At 55.6% G+C, this 622-nt stretch carries 1 protein-coding gene; it reads left to right on the plus strand.

Annotated features, from left to right (window positions below):
* The coding region (locus tag ACXJ5O_RS29140) for an FAD-dependent oxidoreductase (protein WP_457302937.1) at positions 1-622 on the plus strand (622 nt) is incomplete at its 5' end.

Below are 622 nucleotides of genomic sequence, written 5' to 3' on the forward strand. Positions count from 1 at the left end.
GATCACTGCGGACCGCCTGATTTCGGCGGTTGGTGTTCAGGGAAATGTCGAAAATCTCGGGCTCGAGGCTTTGGGCGTCAAGACGGATCGTGGTTGCATCGTGATTGACGGTTACGGCAAGACCAACGTGCCCGGCGTCTATGCCATTGGCGATGTTGCCGGACCACCGATGCTGGCGCACAAGGCTGAGCATGAAGGTGTGATTTGTATCGAGAAGATTGCAAACTTCCCCGGCGTTCATCCCATTGAAAAGGACAAAATTCCAGGCTGCACCTATTGTCAGCCACAGGTTGCGTCCGTTGGCCTCACTGAAGCGAAGGCCAAGGAAAATGGTCGCGAGGTTCGCGTCGGGCGTTTCCCGTTTGCCGCAAACGGCAAGGCGATTGCGCTTGGCGAAGATCAAGGTCTGGTCAAGACCATTTTCGACAAAAAGACCGGCCAGCTGATCGGTGCCCACATGGTCGGTGCGGAAGTCACGGAACTTATCCAGGGCTTCGTCGTCGCCATGAACCTCGAAACGACCGAAGAGGAGTTGATGCACACGGTCTTCCCGCACCCAACTTTGTCGGAGATGATGAAGGAAAGCGTGCTGGATGCCTATGGCCGTGTGTTAAACGCGTAA

It is taken from the genome of Phyllobacterium sp. P5_D12 (assembly GCF_054049495.1).